Below are 17,131 nucleotides of genomic sequence, written 5' to 3' on the forward strand. Positions count from 1 at the left end.
ATAAGGACATGACATGTTTATTGAACAAATTGATATCAAAGGGTTTAGAGGAATTAAGCAACTTTCGTTGAAACTTAATGCTAAATCTAGCGTACTTATTGGTGAAAACCAATGGGGTAAATCGAGTTTAATCAGTGCATTAAAATTGCTAACTCTAGATAATAAATTTTATCAATTTGTAGATTCAGATTTCTATTATGATAAGGATGATGGTAATCACATTTCAATAAATGTTGTTTATTGTGAATCTTATGCAAATCAATTAACTGAACAAGCTTATCAGCCTCTGACAGCCGTTAGTTATCGCTCACCAGCAGACAATTTATATCGAATTACTTACCAAATTAATGCCCAAAAAAATGGTGATACTATTATCACTGAACATAATTTGTTGGATGAATATGGTGAAAGGTTAAATCTAGATAATCCAAAATTATTAATCGCTATTTTGATTAACTTAAATCCAGTCATGCCACTTAAAAATTCAGTTAATGCTAAGGATTTACCTGTCACAAATGAACCTTTATCACAATACTTTATTGAACAACTATCTGAACAATTAAAAGCACACTCGGCACAATTAAGTCAGGATGAGCTTAATCGTGGCTTACAAGCAGCTCGTTCATTATTAGCATACTATTTTGTTGATTCTCAACAACGATCTAACTATAAAAAATTAGCGCAAAAAAGTAATCCAAAAACCGAAGATTGGAATTCGCTCGAACGAATCAATAATATATTAGATGATTTAGATAATGATTATCTTCGCACCGCACTTTTAGGTATATTTGGGTCGATTGTTAATGCTAAAGGTGATAACCCTCTCTCTCACAGTTCAGTACCAATTTTAGTTTTAGAAGAACCCGAAAGTCAGTTACATCCAATTATTCTATCGGTTGGCTTTCGTTTATTAAAAAATTTACCTACCCAAAAAATTATTACTTCTAACTCAAGTGATTTAGTTTCTCTGTTTCCATTAGAGAGTATTTACCGATTGATCCGCCAACCCGATCAAATTGTAACTAAGTATATCGCCCCTCGTTCTTTAAGTGTCGGTGATAGTCGACGCATTTTATTCCATGTACTCTATCGTCGCCCTACTGCTCTATTTGCCCGTTGTTGGTTGCTGGTTGAAGGTGAGACGGAAGTATGGTTACTCAGAGAGCTTGCCGAACAAAGTGGCTATCATCTAGGTTCAGAGGGGATCCAATTGTTAGAATTTGCGCAGTGTGGTTTAAAACCATTAATCCATTATGCCAATAAAATGGGCATTCGCTGGTATGTGATTACTGATGGCGATATGGCAGGTAAAAAATATGCTGAGACGGTACAATCACAATGTGCACCCGGCGAAAATTTAAATGATTATATCACCGTATTGCCAGCCCGTGACATTGAAAACTTCCTATTTAAACATGGCTTTAGTCACGTATATAAGTTAGCTGCTTATAATACCGTTGCCCATATTGATATGTCGGTACCCAAAATTATTCAAAAAGCGATCCACAAAAGTTCTAAACCCGATTTAGCGATTGCCGTTTGTGATGATGCAAAAGCCCGTGGTAAAGCAGCAATTCCTAGATTATTAACCGATACCTTCGCTAAATTGGTTAAGACATCTAAATCCTTGGTTTAAGTCTCTATTCATTTAACGATTAAAAAACCGCCGATAATTATCGACGGTTTTGGCTATAACGCTATTTAGCAATTCGTTTATATTTGGCTCGTTTAGGTTCAAGTGCTTCTGCCCCTAAGGTGCGTTTTTTCCACTCTTCATATTCAGTAAAGTTACCTTCAAAGAACTCAACATGTCCTTCGTCTTGATAATCCAGAATATGAGTTGCAATACGGTCAAGGAACCAGCGGTCATGCGAGATGACTAACGCACAACCCGGAAACTCTAATAACGCATTTTCAAGCGCACGTAAGGTTTCGACATCAAGATCATTGGTCGGTTCATCAAGTAATAGTACATTACCACCAACTTGTAATAATTTAGCTAAATGTACTCGCCCTCTTTCACCACCGGATAGTTCACCAACACGTTTTTGCTGATCAACCCCTTTAAAATTAAAACGCCCCACATAAGCTCGGCTTGGGATCTCAAAATTACCAATTCGCATGATATCTTGACCATTGGAAATTTCATCCCAAACCGTTTTTTTATCATCCATACTGTCACGGAACTGATCGACAGAGGCAAGTTGGACGGTATCACCTAAAGTGATAGTGCCTGAATCCGGTTGTTCTTTACCCGATAACATTCTAAATAGCGTTGATTTACCCACACCATTTGGACCAATAATACCAACGATGGCACCTTTAGGAATGCTAAATGAGAGGTTATCAATCAAAACGCGATCACCATATGATTTGGTTAAATTAGCCACTTCAATGACTTTATCACCTAAACGTTGTCCAGGTGGAATAAAGAGTTCATTGGTTTCATTGCGTTTTTGGTAATCATTACTGTTTAGTTCTTCAAAACGGGCTAACCGAGCCTTGCTTTTTGCTTGGCGACCTTTTGGATTTTGTCGTACCCATTCCAACTCTTTTTCAATTGATTTACGACGAGCCGATTCGGTTGCCGCTTCTTGAGCTAATCGCTGATCTTTCTGTTCAAGCCAAGATGAGTAGTTACCTTCCCATGGGATCCCTTCACCACGGTCTAACTCTAAAATCCAACCAGCAACATTATCTAAGAAATAACGGTCATGGGTAACAGCAACCACTGTACCTTCATAATCATGTAAAAAACGCTCTAACCAAGCAACAGATTCAGCATCCAAATGGTTGGTTGGTTCGTCAATTAATAACATATCTGGTTTTTCAAGCAATAATTGACAGATAGCAACGCGACGACGCTCACCACCTGATAAATTTTCAATTTTCGCATCCCAATCCGGTAGGCGTAAGGCATCAGCTGCACGCTCTAATTGGTTATCAAGATTGTGGGCATCTTGCGATTGAATTATTGCTTCAAGCTCGGCTTGTTCTTTAGCTAATTTATCAAAATCAGCATCAGGATCGGCATAAGCTGCATAGACTTCATCTAACCTAGCCAATGCGTTTTTAGCATCGCCAACAGCCTGTTCAATTGCTTCACGTACAGTCTGTTTAGGATCAAGTTTGGGTTCTTGAGGTAAATAACCGATTTTAATACCCGGTTGCGGACGAGCTTCACCTTCAATTTCGGAATCAACTCCAGCCATAATTCGTAGTAATGTAGACTTACCTGCCCCATTTAGACCAAGGACACCAATTTTAGCCCCCGGAAAAAAACTTAAAGAAATATCTTTTAAAATATAGCGTTTAGGAGGAACAATCTTCCCCACGCGGTTCATGGTATAAACATATTGCGCCATAAAACATTATCCGTTTAATTGATTAAAACTTGCATAGCATTGCTACGTGATTATTGGCGTATATTGTAATGATTCTGAAAGCTTGGTCTAGCGTTATTTATAAGAATGTAATGAATTTATTATATATCAATTCACTAATTAATAATGAATGATTGAAAGATTAATTAAACTATCAGTTTTAACCAATTTGATTTCCGTTCTAATTTTGGGCATCACTATTTATTATCTTTCTTTATGGTTCTATACTGATAATTATTGTTTTTCACCTCAATTATACGTATTTAAGGAAGGAATAGTATGGGAATTGAATATGGCATTATTGCAATGGATAACTCTGTTCGGCAAAATATGGTTTTAAATGCATTTAGTCCGTATTGCACGAAAGTAAATGATGAAGAATATTCATTAGATTATGGAGATGAGATTTATGATGACAAAATTATATCTAACTCTTGTACCTTAATTTTCTCTTTTGACGAAGAGGATGAAGGTATAGTCTCATCAATCGATATTTTGAGTCCTTGTGATCATATTGAGTTAGAAAAAGCTATTTATTCACTCATTCACCAGTATCCAATGATTTTTACTTGTTCAGATTTTCCACTTATGACTGCCAATAAAAAATGTATGGAGTTATTAAAAGAGGAAGATTTTGAAACGTTCGAAGAAACAACCATAGTTTCTTCGTTTGATGAATTTTCGAATCTGTTATGTTAGAAAAACCTATCGATTTATATGCAATGGTTAGCTAATTTAGCCAGAAAAAATGTTGCAATAGCGACTGTATAAATATTCCCCATATTAATTTGATTTAATATGGAGAATATTTTGTGTGATTTTATAAAAATGTAAAAATCTGTTCTTTTGGTAAACGTGATTTTGGACGATGAGCATTACCATCGTTTTCAGAACGATAACCTAATGTTGCAATAACAAGGCTTTTTAACCCTTTGCGTTTTAGATCTAAAATCTCATCCATTTTATCACAATCAAATCCTTCGATAGCGGTTGAGTCAACACCAATTGCCGCAGCAGCAAAAAGTAATTGCCCTAAAGCTAAATAAGTCTGTTCGCCTTCCCAACTCTGTTGGGATTCAACAGTTTTGCTATTTTTAGTGACAAAATAACGTCTTGATTCATCCTGTGTTTGCTTAAGCTCGGATGATGGTAATCTGCCATCTTTCTCTTCTTGGTTAAGTAAATTAACTAAATGTGCATCTTCTAAAGGTGATTTAATACAAAATAAAATAGTATGAGAAGAATCAGTTACTCGTGGCTGATTAAATTCAGCAATAGCTGGTAAAATTTTATTTTTAGCCGCATCATTATCAATAATATAAAAATGCCAAGGTTGTGAGTTAACCGACGAAGGACTATTTCTTAATACAGTTAGTAACTGTTCAAGTTTATCTTTAGGAATCTTTTTGGTTTTATCATAATGTTTGGTGGTATAACGTTTTTGTGAAATTTCGACGATATTCATAATGGCTCCAATAAATGATAATTAATGTTGAAATAGCGTTACTTGGGTAAATCTATTTTTAGAGCAGAAATGGATACATAAATAATGAGCATTCTTGTTATTGAAATGATTATTTTGAATCTATTGAAAACTACTTATCAGGCGCTTATACCCTAAACTCCAACTATTCTGCATACTATTGGAATATTTTTCAATTTATTTCTTAGCATTCTTTTCATTGATTATTAATAAAATATGCTAAATGCATCATATCTAATCAGATCTTAACTAAATTTAGCCATGCAAAAATTCATAATTAGAATATCTTCCTTGACATAGGTAAAAATTTTTGATAAAAATTGTACAAATATTTCAATAAATAATATTGAGAAGTTAATGATTAAATTTACAAACCTCCTACTCAGCCTCCTCCTCGCATCAGTTTGCGCGGATAGCTTGTGTGTGGAGTAAAAGTGATTTAATAATTAACTCGACAAATTAACAAGAACCCGCGCTAAAGTGCGGGTTTTTTGTTTTCTTAACTTGAAATACCGAGATAGCGCTAAAATATAAAGGAAATAACAATGAGCGATCAAATTATTATTTTTGACACAACATTACGTGATGGTGAACAAGCGTTACAAGCAAGTTTAAGTGTTAAAGAAAAACTTCAAATAGCTTTAGCATTAGAAAGAATGCAGGTAGATGTAATGGAAGTTGGTTTCCCTATCTCATCTCCAGGTGATTTTGAATCAGTACAAACTATTGCTAAAACCATTAAAAATAGTCGTGTTTGTGCGTTGTCTCGTTGTATTGATAAAGACATTGATGTAGCAGCCGAAGCTTTAAAAGTAGCCGATCAATTTCGTATTCATACTTTTATGGCAACATCAACGCTACATGTTAAAGATAAATTAAAAATGACATTTGAAGATGTCGTTCAACAGGCTGTGCACTGTGTTAAACGTGCACGTAATTATACAGATGATGTGGAGTTTTCTTGTGAAGATGCAGGCCGTACCCCAATTGATAACTTATGTCGGATTGTTGAAGCAGCAATTCAAGCAGGGGCAACCACGATCAATATACCGGATACTGTCGGTTATACTGTCCCTTATCAATTTGGTGGCATTATTCATACCTTATTTGAACGTGTCCCGAACATTGATAAAGCGATTATCTCTGTTCATTGTCATGATGACTTGGGCATGTCGGTGGCTAACTCGATTAGCGCGATTCAAGAAGGTGCTAGGCAGATTGAAGGGGCGATGAATGGTTTAGGTGAACGCGCTGGTAATACAGCTTTAGAAGAGGTTATTATGGCGATTAAAGTCCGCCAAAATATCTTAAACGTTCACACCAATATTAATCATCAAGAGATCTATCGTACCAGTCAAATCGTCAGCCAAATTACCAATACACCGATACCGTCTAACAAGGCGGTTATTGGTAGTAATGCCTTTGCGCACTCATCCGGCATTCATCAAGATGGGGTGTTAAAAAATCGTGAAACCTACGAAATTATGACCCCTGAGTCGATCGGTTTAAATCAAATCCAATTAAATTTAACTTCTCGTTCAGGCCGAGCTGCAGTAAAACATCGTTTAGCTGAATTAGGTTATCAGGATAATGATTATAATTTAGATCAAGTTTACCAAGCCTTTTTAGAACTTGCCGATAAAAAAGGCCAGGTTTTTGATTATGATTTAGAAGCATTAATTTTTATTAATCAAATTAAAGATGATGAAGAGCATTATGTATTGGATTATTTTAATGTACAATCTGGCTCTACTGTCGTTTCAACCGCTTCAGTTAGTTTAATTATTGGCGATCAAAAATATTCAGATGCAGCAACAGGTAATGGCCCTGTTGATGCTGTTTATCAAGCGATAAATCGTATTACTGGCGAACCTATTTCAATTGTGAAATATCAATTAGCATCTAAAGGACAGGGTGAAAATGCCTTGGGTCAAGTCGATATCGTTGCCGAATATAAAGGACGTAAATTCCATGGAGTTGGGCTTGCTACCGACATTGTTCATTCATCAGCATTAGCATTAATTAATGTGTTAAATAATGTTTATAGAGCAAATCAGGTTGCAGAACAAAAACAAAAATTGCACCAATACTAAAAAGTAAATATTGTTTCGTTACTTAATAACGAAATATTTAAAATATAATTAGATTGTTAAGGAATAGATATGTCACAAAATTACCATATTGCAGTACTACCTGGTGACGGTATAGGCCCAGAAGTGATGAAACAAGCCTATAAAGTGTTAGAGGTTATTCGTCAAAAATATAACCTAGCCATTACAACTAGTGAATATGATGTGGGTGGTGCAGCAATTGATATTCACGGTTGCCCATTACCAAAAGAGACGTTAGAAGGATGTGAAAAAGCTGATGCTATCTTATTTGGCTCGGTTGGCGGTCCAAAATGGACCAATTTACCACCCGATCAACAACCTGAACGCGGTGCTCTATTACCATTACGCAAACATTTTAAATTATTTGCCAACATGCGCCCTGCTAGTTTATACCAAGGTTTAGAGGAGTTATGTCCGTTACGTGAAGATATCGCTAAACGTGGCTTTGATATTTTATGTATGCGTGAGTTAACTGGTGGTATCTATTTCGGTTTACCTAAGGGGCGTGAAGGAACTGGCCCTCAAGAGCGTGCTTTTGATACTGAAGTTTATCACCGCTTTGAAATTGAACGAATTGCCCGTATGGGATTTGAAGCAGCGAAAATCCGTCGCAAGAAAGTAACGTCAGTAGATAAAGCCAATGTTCTACAAACTTCTATTTTGTGGCGTGAAGTTGTAAGTGAAGTAGCTAAACAGTACCCAGATGTCACATTAGAGCATATGTATATTGATAATGCCACTATGCAATTAGTGAAAGATCCTGCGCAATTTGATGTATTACTTTGTTCTAACTTATTTGGTGATATCCTATCAGATGAATGCGCCATGATTACCGGCTCAATGGGAATGTTACCTTCTGCCAGTTTAAATGAAGATGGCTTTGGTTTATACGAACCTGCTGGTGGTAGTGCGCCTGACATTGCAGGTAAAAATATTGCTAATCCTGCTGCACAAATTTTATCATTAGCACTGTTAGTTCGTTATAGTTTAAAACGTGATGATATTGCTAAAGCTATTGAGAATGCAGTTAACAAGGCTTTACAACAAGGCGTACGCACTATCGATCTTGCTCGTGGTGGTAGTTATGTTTCAACCGATGAAATGGGCGATACCATTTGTCGTTTAATTTAATTTTTAGAGCAAGGGTTAATAAATCATATTAACCCTTTTAAAGAATATTAAAGGAATATAAGCAATGTCTACAAAACCAAAAACATTGTATCAAAAATTATATGATGCACATGTTGTCTATGAAGCACCGAATGAAACCCCTATTTTATATATCGATCGCCATTTGGTTCATGAAGTCACCTCTCCTCAAGCCTTTGATGGTTTACGCGCAATGAATCGCAAAGTCCGACAACCGCATAAAACCTTCGCCACCATGGATCACAACACCTCAACGAAAAGTAATGATTTAAGCGCTTGTAGTGAGATGGCACGAATTCAGCTAACCGAATTAGCTAAAAATGCAGAAGAGTTTGGCGTCTCTTTATACGGTTTACAAAGTCCATTACGTGGTATTGTGCATGTTGTTGGTCCTGAGCAAGGGATGACATTACCGGGTATGACGATAGTTTGTGGTGACTCACACACCGCAACACATGGCGCTTTTGGTGCATTAGCTTTTGGGATTGGGACATCGGAAGTTGAACACGTTTTAGCTACCCAAACATTGAAACAAGGTCGCGCTAAAACGATGAAAATCGAAGTCAAAGGTAAAGTCGCTGATGGCATTACCGCCAAAGATATTATTCTAGCAATCATTGGTAAAACCACCAGTGCTGGTGGTACAGGTCATGTCGTTGAGTTTTGTGGCGAAGCAATTACATCTTTGTCAATGGAAGGCCGAATGACATTATGTAATATGGCCATTGAAATGGGTGCCAAAGCTGGATTAGTTGCACCAGATGAAACCACATTTGAATATTTAAAAGGTCGTCAATTCTCACCTAAAGGTGAAGATTTTGAGCAAGCTGTTGCTTACTGGAAAACCTTAAAAACAGATGAAGGAGCACATTTCGATACGATTGTGACTTTAGAAGCAAAAGATATTGCTCCGCAAGTAACTTGGGGAACTAATCCTGGTCAAGTAACCGCTATTGATTCTCAAGTACCAAATCCTCAAGATTTTTCCGATCCAATTGAAAAACATTCAGCTGAACGTGCATTAGCCTATATGGGGTTAACCGCGGGAACTAAAATGTCTGATATTAAGATCAATAAAGTGTTTATAGGATCTTGTACTAATTCCCGTATCGAAGATCTGCGTGCCGCTGCTGAAGTTGCCAAAGGTCGTAAAGTCGCCGATGGTGTTCAAGCTTTAGTCGTTCCGGGTTCCGGTCCGGTGCGTGAACAGGCAGAGGTTGAAGGATTAGATAAGATTTTTATCGATGCCGGTTTTGAGTGGCGTTTACCAGGATGTTCAATGTGTCTAGCGATGAATGATGATAAATTAGCATCAGGTGATCGCTGTGCATCAACCAGTAACCGTAATTTTGAAGGACGCCAAGGCCGTGATGCCAGAACGCATTTAGTTAGCCCGGCAATGGCAGCTGCGGCGGCCATTACTGGTCATTTTACTGATATTCGCAAACCGTTTTAAGGAGACTTGTCATGGCAAAATTTACAACACATACAGGATTGGTCGTGCCTTTAGATGCCGCGAACGTTGATACTGATGCGATTATTCCTAAACAATTTTTACAAAAAGTTACTCGTACCGGATTTGGGCAACATGCATTTCATGAATGGCGATTTTTAGATGACGCCGGTAAACAACCTAATCCAGAGTTTGTATTAAATAAACCTCGTTATAAAGGCGCGAGTATTTTATTAGCTCGTGAAAACTTTGGTTGTGGTTCATCTCGAGAACATGCACCATGGGCATTAACTGATTATGGTTTTAAAACTATTATTGGTTCAAGCTTTGCTGATATTTTCTATAATAACTCATTTAATAATCAACTATTATTAGTTAACTTGTCTGAAGAAGAAGTTGATGAGTTGTTTAAACTTGTTGAAGCAAATGAAGGAATTGAATTCACTATTGATTTAGTTAATGAAGTCGTCATTGCTGGTGACAAACAATATTCATTTAAAATTGATGCCTTCAAACGCCACTGTTTATTAAATGGTTTAGATAATATTGGTTTAACCCTACAACATGAAGATGCTATCAGCTCTTTTGAGCATAAAATTCCTACATTCTTAAATTAATTTATTAAGGCGCGCAAGCGCCTTGTATAGGAAAAATTAATGACAACCCATCATGATAAAGTAAATCAACAGTTCGGCCAGCAAGCTAACGCCTACTTAACCAGTAAAGTTCATGCACAAGGAGCGGATCTTGAATATCTAGCCAGCTTTTTAACTAATTATCCTAATGCTGAATTTTTAGATATGGGATGTGGCGCAGGCCATGTCAGTTTTATTGCAGCAAAACAGGTTAAACATGTCACAGCTTACGATCTATCGGAGCAAATGTTAGCAGTGGTAGAACAAACTGCGGATGAACGTAACTTAAAAAATATTACCACCGTGCATGGTTATGCTGAGCATCAACCATTTGACGATAACTATTTTGATATTGTCGTCAGTCGTTATTCTGCCCATCATTGGCAGGATGTGGGTAAAAGTTTGCGTGAATTACATCGTATCACCAAACCAAATGGTAAATTAATTATTATGGATGTGGTTTCGCCTGGTCAGCCTGTTTTAGATATTTGGTTACAAACGATTGAAGCACTACGTGACACTTCCCACGTACGCGACTATACGTCAGGCGAATGGCTGACATTTTTAAGCGAAGCTGGATTTACTATTGATAAGATTCAACGCTATCGTTTACCCTTGATTTTTGATAGTTGGATAAAACGTATGCGTACACCGAATAATTTAGTAGATGCGATAAAAAGTTATCAAATAAGTGCATCTCAAGATACAAAATCTTACTTCGAATTACAATCAGATGGATCTTTTACCTCTGATATGATGATTATTGAAACGCAAAAAGTGATTTAGAAATTAATAGTAAAAGAATCGAAAACAGCTAACTAATATTAAAGCTGTTTTCGTTGATTTGACGGTGGTATCGACAATGCCTCACGATATTTTGCTACCGTTCGCCGAGCAATAATAATCCCTTGATTTTCAAGGATTGAAACTAATTTGCTATCACTCAAAGGTTTTTTTGCATCTTCCTCGGAAATATATTTTTTAATTAAAGCCCGAATTGCTGTAGATGAAGCTTCACCACCTGATTCAGTATTAACATGGCTTGAGAAGAAGAATTTTAACTCAAAGATGCCGGTTGGGCATTGTAGATACTTTTGTGTTGTTACTCGTGAGATTGTCGATTCATGCATATCAATCGCCTCAGCGACATCAGACAAAATCATTGGCTTCATATATTCAGCACCTTTTTCAAAGAAAGCTTGTTGGCGCTCAACAATAAATTGGCTAACTTTTAATAAAGTCTCGTTACGATTTTCGACACTTTTAATAAACCAATTAGCATCTTGTAAATGTGAACGAATATATTGACTGTCACTTTCATTACTTATTTTTTCCATCGCAGCATATTGTTGATTGATGCGAAGAGTTGGGACAGTATCGTTATTCAATTCCGCTGTCCATTTACCTGTAATTTTTTTAACTATAACATCTGGAATAACATAATCAGGTGGCGTGGTGTTAACCGAATCGCCGGGATAAGGTTGTAAATGCTGAATGAAATTAATCGCCTCTTTTAACTGCTCATCAGAAGCATCTAATCGTTTTTTTAAGGTTCTATAATCATGACTTGCCAATAAATCTAAATAATTACCGATGATCTCTGTTACTAATGCTGGTGGTGTTAAATGTTGAATTTGAATAGATAAGGATTCTTGTAAAGTTCTAGCTCCAACGCCAATTGGATCAAAATGCCAAATTCGCTTTAATACAGCTTCAACTTCGTCGATCTCAATCTCACTATTACCTTGTTCCTCTAAAATTTCTTGAGTCGAAACTGTTAGGTAACCTCTATCGTCAATTGCTTCAATAATGGATAGTGCAATTGCACGATCAATATCACTAAAAGGCGTTAAATCTAATTGCCAATTTAAATAGTCATGTAATGTTTCATGCGTTTCACCTTGATAAATTGGTAACTCATCATTACGATAATCCCAATAGGTTCCTGATGGTGTGCCGGCAGTATAAATATCATCTAAAGATGCATCTAAAGGAATATCGTCTGGAATTTCTTGGCTATCTAGTGCTTCGCGGGTATCAATATTTTCGTTAAGCTCATGCTGCTCAACGTTGACTTCATCATATTGATCAGCAATCTCTAATAATGGATTGTCTTCAAGTGCGGTTTGAATTTCTTGTCGTAATTCTAAAGTCGACAATTGCAACATACGAATTGCGAGTTGCAATTGTGGCGTCATTGACAACTGTTGCGAAACCTTCAGTTGTAAGCCTTGTTTCATCATAATCTATAATCTGAATTCATGTCCTAAGTAAACACGTTTAACATAGTCATTATTTAATATACTATCTGGCGTACCTTCAGCAATTAAATGACCTTTATTTACTATATAGGCGCGCTCACAAACATCAAGCGTTTCACGGACATTATGATCGGTAATTAGCACCCCTAACCCGCGATCTCGTAGGTGTTTAATGATATTTTTGATATCAATAACTGAAATCGGATCAACGCCAGCAAAAGGTTCATCAAGTAAAATGAATTTTGGATTCGCAGCTAAGGCTCTAGCTATTTCAACTCGTCGTCGTTCACCACCAGATAAAGATTGGCCTATATTGTCCCGAATATGTGTGATATGAAATTCTTCAAGTAGCTCCTCGGCCCGATTCAATTTCTCATTTTTATCAATATCCTTGCGCGTTTCTAAAATAGCCATAATATTATCAATAACAGATAATTTTCTAAATATTGAGGCTTCTTGAGGTAAATAGCCAATACCCTTTTGAGCACGTTCATGTAACGGTAAAATACTGATATCATGATCATCGAGATAGATTTTTCCAGCATTCAAAGTCACAATGCCAACTACCATATAAAAAGTAGTAGTTTTACCAGCACCGTTAGGGCCAAGTAAACCAACGATTTCGCCAGAATTGACAGTTAGACTTACATCTTCAACAACACGCCGTTTTTTATAAACTTTAGCGAGGCTTTCGGCTTTTAAAATTGACATTTTATTTATTCATCTCTTTAACTTGAATTGGGATGATAGTAGTTTTTACTCGTTCATTTTTACCCGGCTGTGCAATTATTCGTTGATTTTTTACATCATAAGTAATAAGTGAACTTTTTATTCGATTATCTTGCTGAATCAGCTCGGCATCACCTTGCAATACAACGTTACTTTCCTTCACATCATAGATAACCTGCGATGAGTGACCTGTCACAACTTTATTATTTTTAGGTATAATTTGTTTATATTTTACAGGGTTACCATATCCTGTAATTTTTTGTTTAGTTGAGTCTTGCATATCGGTTATCACGACTTTATCAGCCCAAATAGTTAGACCATCTTGAACAATCTGAACATTACCATTAAAGGTGATAATATTTTTTTCAATATCAATTTGTTGGTTATCAGCATCAATTGCGATAGGCTTGTCATTAGCAAACATCTTTTGGTCTTTTGGGGAGGAAGAAGATTCCGCAGTCGATTCATCTGCAAAACAAGTAAATGATAAACAGAATAAAAAATACAGTAGGTAAATTGCTTGTTTTTTTAATCTCATTTTTTATTGTGCCTCAGTATTATAGAAGGTTTTTATATTTTCAAGTATATTTGCCGTTTTTTCTCTTAAATTGCCAACTAAACCTGTACCAGTCGAAAAAAAGCCAATTCCTTTAATTTTTACTGGATCATCAGACGTTACAAGTTGTGTTTTTAAATCGACTACTGCATTATCTGTTAATACTTGTTGTAATTGCGAATCAGGCGTTAAATTTGTTAACACTACATCTTTATAAAGGTAGATTAATTTATCATTAGTCAACATTGCGCGTTTTGCTTGAATATGCCAAGTCGCAGCATGCTCCTGATCGTAAAGAGTGACATTAGGTAAATCAAAATCTGTATTTTCAGTATTATCAAAATGTTTTACTTTACTTGATTCAATCTTATAGACCATGGTGCCCGATAAATCATAGACATTAGTTGTCATATCATCACTCTGATAAATAGGTGTATCAGGCGAGTTTGCTTTTGATGGGGCGATCGTAATGCTATCTTCTGTTTGGTAACTATAATAAACACCAATTATCAAAATGAGTAGTAAAATACAGATTAAATTTTTTTTATTCATAGTTTATATTAATTACGTAAATAAGATTAATCATTAATAAAAATGGACCTTTATTACTAATCACCAAAAATTGCCTTATTTTACTTTATTTTTTGTTAAATTAATATCTGACATTAAAAGAAGTTAAATCATGTTCAGGAACCAATTTCGTAACATGGATATTGGTTATGCGAGCAGATGCAGGACCGCCTTGTTCAATCCACTGTATTAACTTAGCTATTGTCAAACTATCCCCTTTAGCAACTAATTCGACATCCCCATTATCCAAATTTTTTACATAGCCTGCTAACCCTAACTTAGCAGCCTGTTGATAGGTAAAAAAACGGAAACCCACACCTTGAACACGGCCAGATACTCGGATTTTAACTTGTTTTATCATGCTAAAAAGTCTCGATTGATAAATTATGCTTAATTCAAAAAATAAAGTCGCTGATTAGTTAGTATTATTATTTGATAATAATTTAATCAACAAACCACTCATTATGTTGTTGCGATACTATTTTTATCGTCTTTAATATAGTCGTTAAATGCTCATGAAGTGCAAATGCTGCCATTTCTGGATCATGTTTTTTTAGTGCAATAACGATTTTTTCATGTTGTTTAACCAAGTCTTCTGGTGGAGAAACATCTTCTAAAGTGAGATATCTTACCCTATCCATCATTGCTTTAATATTTTCGACGGTTTCCCATGCCATTGGACAATCAATAACATTCATCAAAATTTGGTGAAATTCATCGTCTTTTTCTAAAAAATAACGGATATCTTTATGTTTGTTAGCGTCAATTTGCTCTTTTAGATTTTTTTCGAGTGATAATAGATCAGAATCACTAATTTCTTGTGCAACACGTTTAATAATTGCGCATTCAACTGCTTCACGAATAAATTGACCATCAATTACTTTTTTAACCGATATTTTGGTTACAAATGTCCCTCGTTGCGGAAGAATTTTAACCAACCCTGCTTCAGCTAATTTGATGAAAGCTTCGCGAACTGGTTGGCGCGATACATTGAATTGAGCAGAAATTTCTTTTTCAGAAAGTAAAACGCCAGGTAAAACCTGACAAGTGATAATCGCTCTTCTTAATGTACGATAAACTTGTTGATTAACAGGCTCTGAAATATTCAATTCGATAAGTTTAAACATATACCATTCTTATTTAATTAATTGTATTAAAGTGAATAGTAGGTGATTTTTAATTATAAGAAAAGTATTTTAAAAAAAATGCTATATATTAAATATTTGGGGGGCTAAATATAAAAGGTGTAATTGCTAAATAATGCGATTACACCTTGATTATTAATTATTGTTAGTTATCTCTGTAATTTTAAAAAAGTTGAGTTAAATTTTCAACTGTCTTTTTAGCGCCAAAATCTCGTAAAGAGAGATATGCTGTCGTTACCTTCTTAACAAAAAGTGAATTATTTGGTAAATCACTACCAAATACATGAGTTAGGGATAACAGTGCGTTGACTCTATTTTCGTCATCGGCACTATTAGCAACTAACTGTTTTATTTTGCTAATTGATGGATCACTTACATCAATCAAATTACCCGCATCATCAACCCCACTTACATAACGCATCCATGCGCCAACACCTAAAGCAAGGCAATCAAATGAGGTATTGTCAGCTAAGTGATAGCGAATTGAATCAAGCATACGTTGTGGTAATTTCAAGGTTCCATCCATGGCTATTTGCCATGTTCGATGCTTTAGACCTGTGTTTCGATAACGATCTAATAATGAATCAGCATATGCAGGCAAATCAACATTTTTTACTCGCAAAGTAGTTGCTTGTTCATTTAACATTAAATGTCTAGCTGCTTTAACATAATTAGGATCCTGCATGCATTCATCGATATGTAAATAACCTGCTAAATAGCCTAAGTATGCAAAAAATGAGTGACTACCATTTAACATGCGTAATTTCATCTCTTCATAAGGCAAAACATCAACAACGAGTTCTGCTCCAGCTTTCTGCCACTGAGGACGACCAGCCACGAAGTTATCTTCAATCACCCATTGTCTAAATGGCTCACCAGCAATACCTGCTGGATCATCAATTCCACCAAGTTGTTTTTTTATTTTAGCCATTGTTTCAGGTGTGGCTGCTGGTACTATTCGATCAACCATAGTTGATGGGAAAGTCACATTTTCGTCAATCCATTGAGCTAAATTTGCATCTTGCTGTTTAGCCAGCGCTAAAACAACATTACGAGTAACATGGCCATTTTCAGGCATATTGTCACAAGACATAACGGTGAAAGGTTTTACCCCCTTTTCTTTACGTAAACGTAAGGCCTCTACAATAACACCTGGAACTGATTTAGGCGCATGAGGATTCGCGATATCATGACTAATTAATGAATTATTGGTATCAATTGATGATGTTGAAGGCAAATAACAATAGCCCTTCTCGGTAACAGTTATCGACACAATTGCAATTTCTGGCCGAGTCATCACATCTAAGACTTTTTGTATTCCATCAATATCTGCATGTAATGCTTCTTTTGCAATACCTACTACGCGGGTATTCCAGTTATCATAAGACATTTCACATACACTAAATAAGCAATCTTGCTGTTTTAAATCTTGAATTTGTGTTTCACCACCAATCAAATTAACTTCACAATAACCCCAATCACTATCATGCTGTGCGGCTAATATATCTGCATAAACTGCTTGATGGGCACGATGAAATGCCCCAAAACCAAGATGAACAATTTTGGTTTTGATTTTGCTTCTATCATAAGTTGGAACAACTACCTCTTTAGGTAGTTGTGATAAAGTTTGATTTGATAATCTCATTATTTTTTCCG

At 35.9% G+C, this 17,131-nt stretch carries 16 protein-coding genes; 7 read left to right on the forward strand and 9 right to left on the reverse strand.

All coding sequences use genetic code 11. The annotated features are described in order from the left end of the window. Positions 1–13: 13 nt before the first annotated feature. Positions 14–1,636 (forward strand): DUF2813 domain-containing protein, encoded by a 1,623-nt coding sequence (locus AC5LXI_RS12950; protein ID WP_493442712.1) that lies wholly within the window; start codon positions 14–16, stop codon positions 1,634–1,636. A 61-nt stretch (positions 1,637–1,697) separates the two neighbouring features. On the opposite strand, the gene ettA is transcribed toward AC5LXI_RS12950, so the two are convergent. Next, the gene (gene ettA / locus AC5LXI_RS12955) at positions 1,698–3,365 is read right to left on the reverse strand and encodes an energy-dependent translational throttle protein EttA (protein ID WP_493442713.1); all 1,668 of its coding nucleotides are present in this window, start codon (positions 3,363–3,365) and stop codon (positions 1,698–1,700) included. 297 nt (positions 3,366–3,662) lie between these two features. Between ettA and AC5LXI_RS12960 the strand changes: the two genes are divergently transcribed. After that, positions 3,663–4,082 (forward strand): hypothetical protein, encoded by a 420-nt coding sequence (locus tag AC5LXI_RS12960; RefSeq protein ID WP_065578093.1) that lies wholly within the window; start codon positions 3,663–3,665, stop codon positions 4,080–4,082. 121 nt (positions 4,083–4,203) lie between these two features. Here AC5LXI_RS12960 and nfsB read toward each other — a convergent pair whose 3' ends face one another. Beyond that, the gene (nfsB, locus tag AC5LXI_RS12965) at positions 4,204–4,848 is read right to left on the reverse strand and encodes an oxygen-insensitive NAD(P)H nitroreductase (protein ID WP_086357476.1); all 645 of its coding nucleotides are present in this window, start codon (positions 4,846–4,848) and stop codon (positions 4,204–4,206) included. A 563-nt stretch (positions 4,849–5,411) separates the two neighbouring features. Between nfsB and leuA the strand changes: the two genes are divergently transcribed. The 5 genes from leuA to AC5LXI_RS12990 all read left to right on the forward strand — a co-directional run bounded on the left by leuA (position 5,412) and on the right by AC5LXI_RS12990 (position 11,000). After that, on the forward strand, positions 5,412–6,959 hold the full coding sequence (gene leuA / locus AC5LXI_RS12970) for a 2-isopropylmalate synthase (RefSeq protein WP_493442714.1): 1,548 nt from the start codon (positions 5,412–5,414) through the stop codon (positions 6,957–6,959). A gap of 69 nt (positions 6,960–7,028) precedes the next feature. Next, positions 7,029–8,108, forward strand: coding sequence for a 3-isopropylmalate dehydrogenase (gene leuB, locus AC5LXI_RS12975; protein WP_493442715.1), 1,080 nt, complete (start codon positions 7,029–7,031; stop codon positions 8,106–8,108). A 64-nt stretch (positions 8,109–8,172) separates the two neighbouring features. Then, the gene (leuC, locus tag AC5LXI_RS12980) at positions 8,173–9,582 is read left to right on the forward strand and encodes a 3-isopropylmalate dehydratase large subunit (protein ID WP_493442716.1); all 1,410 of its coding nucleotides are present in this window, start codon (positions 8,173–8,175) and stop codon (positions 9,580–9,582) included. Between the two features lie 11 nt (positions 9,583–9,593). Beyond that, on the forward strand, positions 9,594–10,196 hold the full coding sequence (leuD, locus tag AC5LXI_RS12985; protein WP_034884245.1) for a 3-isopropylmalate dehydratase small subunit: 603 nt from the start codon (positions 9,594–9,596) through the stop codon (positions 10,194–10,196). Positions 10,197–10,235: 39 nt separating this feature from the next. Next, entirely contained in the window at positions 10,236–11,000 is a 765-nt protein-coding gene (locus tag AC5LXI_RS12990; RefSeq protein WP_493442717.1) for a class I SAM-dependent methyltransferase, read from the forward strand. A gap of 38 nt (positions 11,001–11,038) precedes the next feature. Here the strand turns inward: AC5LXI_RS12990 and AC5LXI_RS12995 are convergent, their stop codons facing one another. The 7 genes from AC5LXI_RS12995 to AC5LXI_RS13025 form a co-directional block, all read right to left on the reverse strand. Continuing rightward, the gene (locus tag AC5LXI_RS12995) at positions 11,039–12,454 is read right to left on the reverse strand and encodes an RNA polymerase factor sigma-54 (RefSeq protein ID WP_493444310.1); all 1,416 of its coding nucleotides are present in this window, start codon (positions 12,452–12,454) and stop codon (positions 11,039–11,041) included. A gap of 6 nt (positions 12,455–12,460) precedes the next feature. Then, on the reverse strand, positions 12,461–13,186 hold the full coding sequence (lptB, locus tag AC5LXI_RS13000; protein WP_493442718.1) for an LPS export ABC transporter ATP-binding protein: 726 nt from the start codon (positions 13,184–13,186) through the stop codon (positions 12,461–12,463). Between the two features lies 1 nt (position 13,187). Then, positions 13,188–13,742, reverse strand: coding sequence for a lipopolysaccharide transport periplasmic protein LptA (gene lptA / locus AC5LXI_RS13005; protein WP_493442719.1), 555 nt, complete (start codon positions 13,740–13,742; stop codon positions 13,188–13,190). A gap of 3 nt (positions 13,743–13,745) precedes the next feature. Next, positions 13,746–14,312 (reverse strand): LPS export ABC transporter periplasmic protein LptC, encoded by a 567-nt coding sequence (gene lptC, locus AC5LXI_RS13010; RefSeq protein WP_493442720.1) that lies wholly within the window; start codon positions 14,310–14,312, stop codon positions 13,746–13,748. A gap of 100 nt (positions 14,313–14,412) precedes the next feature. After that, complete coding sequence (gene yccX / locus AC5LXI_RS13015) at positions 14,413–14,691, reverse strand: acylphosphatase (protein WP_493442721.1); 279 nt, start codon at positions 14,689–14,691, stop codon at positions 14,413–14,415. Between the two features lie 82 nt (positions 14,692–14,773). Beyond that, positions 14,774–15,457 (reverse strand): GntR family transcriptional regulator, encoded by a 684-nt coding sequence (locus AC5LXI_RS13020; protein WP_493442722.1) that lies wholly within the window; start codon positions 15,455–15,457, stop codon positions 14,774–14,776. 181 nt (positions 15,458–15,638) lie between these two features. Continuing rightward, positions 15,639–17,120, reverse strand: a complete 1,482-nt coding sequence (locus tag AC5LXI_RS13025; RefSeq protein ID WP_493442723.1) for a mannitol dehydrogenase family protein — start codon at positions 17,118–17,120, stop codon at positions 15,639–15,641. Positions 17,121–17,131: the final 11 nt, after the last annotated feature.

The organism is Gilliamella sp. LMG 34361 (assembly GCF_984569075.1).